This window comes from Streptomyces sp. NPDC127197 (assembly GCF_042672405.1).
Classification (GTDB): Bacteria; Actinomycetota; Actinomycetes; order Streptomycetales; family Streptomycetaceae; genus Streptomyces; species Streptomyces flavusporus.
Genome location: NZ_JBHXVG010000111.1, coordinates 1 through 3,820, shown reverse-complemented (window position 1 = coordinate 3,820; position 3,820 = coordinate 1). Strand labels below are relative to the sequence as shown.

At 67.4% G+C, this 3,820-nt stretch carries 3 protein-coding genes and 3 pseudogenes; 2 read left to right on the top strand and 4 right to left on the bottom strand.

Features of this window, described 5'->3' with window-relative positions; all coding sequences use genetic code 11:
- Window positions 1-416: 416 nt before the first annotated feature.
- The 3 genes and pseudogenes from ACFVJQ_RS45620 to ACFVJQ_RS45610 form a co-directional block, all read right to left on the bottom strand.
- Window positions 417-1,010: pseudogene (locus ACFVJQ_RS45620) on the bottom strand (helix-turn-helix domain-containing protein); the annotation flags it as partial.
- 131 nt (window positions 1,011-1,141) lie between these two features.
- Window positions 1,142-1,630 (bottom strand): hypothetical protein, encoded by a 489-nt coding sequence (locus tag ACFVJQ_RS45615; RefSeq protein ID WP_385276751.1) that lies wholly within the window; start codon window positions 1,628-1,630, stop codon window positions 1,142-1,144.
- A 172-nt stretch (window positions 1,631-1,802) separates the two neighbouring features.
- Window positions 1,803-2,558: an SDR family NAD(P)-dependent oxidoreductase gene (locus ACFVJQ_RS45610; protein ID WP_385791866.1), complete on the bottom strand. Its 756-nt coding sequence runs from the start codon at window positions 2,556-2,558 to the stop codon at window positions 1,803-1,805.
- 128 nt (window positions 2,559-2,686) lie between these two features.
- Here ACFVJQ_RS45610 and ACFVJQ_RS45605 point away from each other — a divergent pair, with 128 nt between their 5' ends.
- On the top strand, window positions 2,687-3,121 hold the full coding sequence (locus ACFVJQ_RS45605; protein WP_385791865.1) for an Rrf2 family transcriptional regulator: 435 nt from the start codon (window positions 2,687-2,689) through the stop codon (window positions 3,119-3,121).
- 203 nt (window positions 3,122-3,324) lie between these two features.
- Window positions 3,325-3,639 (top strand): annotated as a pseudogene (locus ACFVJQ_RS45600) (transposase); the annotation flags it as partial.
- Window positions 3,640-3,662: 23 nt separating this feature from the next.
- On the opposite strand, the pseudogene ACFVJQ_RS45595 reads toward ACFVJQ_RS45600, so the two are convergent.
- A pseudogene (locus tag ACFVJQ_RS45595) lies at window positions 3,663-3,820 on the bottom strand (IS110 family transposase); the annotation flags it as partial.

Below are 3,820 nucleotides of genomic sequence, written 5' to 3'. Positions count from 1 at the left end.
TGCCCAGCCCTGCACATCGTCAACCGTGACGTCCCCGCCCATGCCCGGCTCAACGAGCGTCCGGCCTACCGGTCACAGCAACTGCGGCTGCAGTATTAGGCGCGGCCGACGGCACCACGGAAAGTAACCACCCTCGCAGTCCGTCGGGTCCAGATTGCTCACAGTTAGCCGGCACGGCCGCTGCTCACGAAGCCCGGATTCCGGCGTTTCCGCAAGGCCCAGTGCTGATGATCAAGGGGAACCTACACACCGGTATGCCACGTCAGCAGTTGCCGGAAACGCAGCTGTGGGTGATGACGTGGCTCCCGTCGCAGTCCGCCGAGGATCTCGATCTGCGGCAGTGGGAGCCCTGTCGGGGCGTGTGTGGTAATCGGGCAGCGTGACGCGCCGGAATGCGAGTGAGCCGGCATGGGGCTGACCTCGAAGGGCACCCCGTAGCGGCGCATCGCGGCGGTGAAGGCCGAGCACACCGCCCGGGCGCTGGGCACCGCCACGACGGAGGCGATCACGACGAACCGGGAGTGGTCGTCGATGCCGGTGACCATCTTGCACTCCCGCCCGTCGGCCAGCGGAACCCCACCGACCAGGTCCATCTGCCACAGGTACATGGGCGCCTCGCGCTGTCACCGGCGGTACTTGCGCGGATGCTGCTGTTCCTGGGCGCGGACCAGGCCGTTGCGGGACAGCACCTGGTAGACCGTGGCCCGCGACGGCGCCGACTCCAGCCCGCGGCCGGCGAGCTCGTGGGAGATCCGGCGGGCACCCCACCGGGGATGCCGGCGACGCAGCTCGCAGATCTCGGCCTCCACCTCGGCGGACAGGCGCGTGGGGCTGTTCCGCGGGCGCCGGGAGCAGTCCAGCAGACCGGGCATGCCCTCCTGCTCGAACCGCCGCCGCCGGCTGTGCAGCGTCTGACGCGAGGTGCCATACCGGGCCGCGAGCTCACCGATCGGAGACCCACCGAGCACCTCGCGGACAGCCCGGTAGCAGTACAAGTCCTTGCCCGGGATCTTCGCAGCAGACTATGCGGAGCGTCTGGCCGCGGCGCGGCGTAGGCTGCGTCCGCGCAGTGACGACTCTGGCGAGAGAGGCGGTTCTGGCTGACTGCAGCAGCGTGCAGAGCCCGTGCGTGGGCTGGCCGTCAGGTGTCGTATCGACCGTCCCAGGGGGCCGAAAAGCCCAGGCGGTCGGGGTAGAGCTCGGCCCAGTCGTCTTCGCCTTCGCCGTCTTCGTGGCGTTCAGTGATCAGGCCGAAGAGCACGCCGTCAGCGGTCAGCTGGAACGGGCGGATCGCGATGTCCCCGTACTCGCGCTGAGAAAGGTCGTCGAGAAGTGCTCTCATCCGTGCCTCGGCTCGAGATGAGACGGAGTCCCCGTCGTAAGGTCGTCGCTGCTGCTCAGCCCACGTGCCTGCGCACCAGATGTCCGAGTCGATGTGCCGACCCTCGGAGTCGAAACGGTGTAGCACGACGTAGAGGCGCTTCTGTTCCTCCCACCCGTCGCCGAGCCTGAACCCTTCTGGAAAGGCATAGGTGACCGAGGCGAAAAACTGGCCTCCCGCATACCGCCCGATGGTCTTGGTGCGGTAATCGGGCTCGTGGGAGATCGGGATGATCTGGGGGACTGCCATGGCGAGAACCATAGACGTGGGTCGGAAAGTGTCTGGGCCGAGAGACGGCTTAAGAGCTCGTAACACGATCACGATCCGGGCTTCTTGAAGCGTGTCCACGCACGCGCGGGTCGTTGGCGGTGCGCGCCCCGAAGACGGGATTTCCTTCGGGGCGCGCGGCAGGGGTTCCGGTTCAGGCGTTGTAGCCACCGTGGGCGTCCAGCACCGCGCCCGTGACGTACGACGCGGCGGGGCTCGCCAGAAAGGCGATCGCCGCGGCGATTTCTTCGGGGTGACCCATGCGTTGCAGGGACAGCGAGCTGACCAGGGCCTTGAGGGTCTCGGGGTCCGGCCCTTCCATGCCGCCCTCCATCAGTCCGGCCTCCACGACGTTGGCCGTGATGTCCCGGGGCCCGAGGTCCCGTGCGACCCCCATGGTGTACCTCTCGATCCCTGACTTGGTCGCCGAGTAGTCGGCAAGGCCCCGGGCACCGACCCGGGAGCCCAGTCCGGAACTCACCGTGATGATGCGGCCGCCCGCGCGCAGCACTCGGGAGGCGGCCCGGATGACGGCGATCACGCCGAGGTAGTTGGTGGCGTGCATCCGGTCCAGTGCGGCGGTGTCGGCGTCCGGGTCGTCCACCGTGCGGCCCTGCTCCACCGAGATCGCCGCGTTGTTGACGAGGATGTCCAGGCCGCCGAAGTGCGCGACCACGTCGTCGATCAGCGCCGGCGCCTGACTCATGTCTGCCTGGTCGGACTTGAAGGCGATGGCCTTCGCTCCCTTGAGGCGCACGTCGTCAACGACGGCCTGCGCCTGCTTCTCGGAGCTGACATAGGTGAAGGCGACGTCGGCGCCCTGCTCGGCCAGCAGTCGTACGGTCGCGGCTCCCAGTCCGCGCGACCCCCCGGTGACCAGGGCGACCTTGCCCGTGAGTGGCTTGCTCATTCTTCTCACCTCGTTGATTGACCCTTCCCGATAGTCGTAACGCTAATTGTTACGACACCTGGTTGCAACCATCGCTGTTACGACCGCGCTGTCGTAACATAAAGCGTTGCGGCCGGGAGGAGGGGTTCATGAGTGCCAACAGCAGGTTGACCCTTGCCGCCCACGCGCTGGCCTGGATCGGTCTCTACCAGCGCCAGGGCCATGAGGTCGCCACCTCCGAGCAGATCGCGACCAGCGCGAACACCAACCCCGTGGTGATCAGGCGGCTGCTCGGCGAGCTGCGCAGGGCCGGGCTCGTGGAGTCCCGGCGGGGTGTGGGCGCGGGCTGGTCGCTGGCGCGCGAGCTGGGGTCGATGACCCTGCTCGACGTGTACGAGGCAGTGGAACCCGGCCCGCTGTTCGCGATGCACCGCACCACCCCGGACCAGGGATGCGTGGTGGGTTACGGCATCCAGCCGGCGATGCAGGGCATCTACGAGGGCATCGAGGAGAGCCTGAGACACGAGCTGGCCCGCGTCACGCTCGAGAACGTACTCCGGGACGTACTCGCGGCACCTCGCTAGCCTCCCCGTTACGCCCTGACATCACCAAGATCCCCATCCATGCCCAGGTCGGCGAACAGCCTGGCAACCAGTCACGCCAAAGACGGTTGCAGTATTAGACCGTGTCCTACGAGCTCGTAACTTGATCTTGTTGAAGTGCCCTGGTCCGGCGTGACCGATGTGACGATTCCGCCGCTCGGGAGGATGTGAGCACCCGGCCGTGGATCGTGGACGACGACTTGTGGGCGCTGATCGAGCCGCTGCTGCCGCCCTGGCCGGAGAAGTCGCCGGGTCCGCGGCCGGTGGCGGACCGGCTGTGTCTGCAGGGCATCCTGTACGTCCTGCACAACGACATAGCCTGGCAACTCCTGCCGCTGGAGCTGGGGTTCGGTTCCGGACAGACCTGTTGGCGGCGCCTGGAGCGATGGCAGCAGGCTGGGGTCTTCGACCAACTGCACCGCATCCTGCTCGCCGAGCTGAACGCGGCCGGCGAACTCGACTGGTCCCGCGCGTGCGTGGACGGCTCCCACATCCGCGCGAAAAAGTGCCTCTATGGGCTTCGTCAGGCCGTGGCGGGTGTCGGGGGCTCGTAGAAGGTGCCGTCTCGGAGCATGGCGAAGAGCATGTCGATGCGTCGTCGGGCGAGAGCGATCAGGGCTGCAACGTGGTGCTTGCCCTCGTGGCGTTTCCTGTCGTAGTAGGCCCGTGACTCCGGTTGTG

Excerpts from the sequence above, each read along its gene's own strand:
- ACFVJQ_RS45615 (WP_385276751.1), bottom strand. The coding sequence starts at position 1,630 with ATGGCAGTCCCCCAGATCATCCCGATCTCCCACGAGCCCGATTACCGC.
- ACFVJQ_RS45605 (WP_385791865.1), top strand. The coding sequence starts at position 2,687 with ATGAGTGCCAACAGCAGGTTGACCCTTGCCGCCCACGCGCTGGCCTGG.
- ACFVJQ_RS45610 (WP_385791866.1), bottom strand. The coding sequence starts at position 2,558 with ATGAGCAAGCCACTCACGGGCAAGGTCGCCCTGGTCACCGGGGGGTCG.